This is a genomic window from Oleiphilus sp. HI0079 (assembly GCF_001635105.1).
The window spans coordinates 1-1,139 of sequence record NZ_LWFT01000156.1; the positions used below are offsets into that span (position 1 = coordinate 1).

The 1,139-nt window shown below is 43.7% G+C and carries 2 protein-coding genes; one reads left to right on the plus strand and one right to left on the minus strand.

Going from position 1 to position 1,139, the window contains the following annotated elements; genetic code table 11:
* The coding region (locus A3750_RS02315) for an integrase core domain-containing protein (RefSeq protein WP_156498320.1) at nucleotides 1-114 on the plus strand (114 nt) is incomplete at its 5' end.
* 143 nt (nucleotides 115-257) lie between these two features.
* Here the strand turns inward: A3750_RS02315 and A3750_RS02320 are convergent.
* Complete coding sequence (locus tag A3750_RS02320) at nucleotides 258-971, minus strand: NUDIX domain-containing protein (protein ID WP_068547991.1); 714 nt, start codon at nucleotides 969-971, stop codon at nucleotides 258-260.
* Nucleotides 972-1,139 lie beyond the last annotated feature (168 nt).

Genomic DNA, 1,139 nt, shown 5'->3' on the forward strand with positions numbered 1-1,139 from the left:
TTACAAGAAGCACGATATGAAATTGATCTGTGGCAGCAGCACTACAATCATGAACGGCCACATAGCTCGCTTAATTATTTAACACCGGTAGCCTTCGCGAAGAAGGTTGCATAATATGGAATTTCTCATTGATGGAGTGGTACTAATCAAGGGGAAAGGTCAAGCTTGACCTTAAGATAGGTATGGTTATTTGCCAGTGCATCTTGCTGCTTTTCTGAGAAGGCTGTTTGAACATGTCGCTCACTACCTAAAGACGATTATCGTTCCAGGTTTGTCCCAAAGGTAAACCCTTTGGTGTCTTCTTTCATTTTGTACAAAATAGCTGCCCGCTTACTGCTCGAACGTTTGTTGCCGGTTTCTTCTAATAGGTTGGCGTTTTCAATCCGCCTGCGAAATGATTTTTTCTGAAGCTCTTTGCCTAGAATGATCTCATGAACGCGTTGAAGCTCGGGAAGCGTAAATTCGCTTGGCAGAGCGTAAGCCGGGACAATCGAATAGAGCGCCTTTTGTCTGAGGCGGTGCAATGCTTCTTCGATAATAAATCGATGGTCAAAAGCGATCTTGAGTGTGTCGAGTTCTTTTACCGAGGTCCAACGTACATCGGATACGGTATCAATGTGTGCTTCGCACGCTTGATGAGCGATGAGCGCAGAAAAACAAACAGAAACTGACCAACCCCGCGGGTCGCGTTTTGCCCCTCCCACACTCAACAGTTGCTCAATGTAGGGCGGCTCTACAGATGTTTTTTCCTTGAGCTTTCGGATTGCCGCATCTTCAAGCGAGAGGTCCTTCTTCTGATCAATAAATCCACCAGGCAAACCCCACTTGCCCTTTTGTGGGTAGTTGGGTCTTTCAACGAGTAACACCTTTAGAGTGTCTTCATGGCAGGTGAATAAGACGCTATCGACAGTCACTAGAGTGACATCAAACGCTTTCGCATCGTAGTTTTTGAGGAAATTGCGCTCGCTCATCTTTAAATGACATCAATAGATAACAATGGATCTAAACAGTCTAAATCAAAGGGCATGTAAAAAGCATTAGTGNCATAAAGACATTTTTCTTGACAAATAAGTGTCCTAATGCCACTTTATATAAAAGTGACATAAAGACACTTAATGATCGCAAGATAAACGAACAAG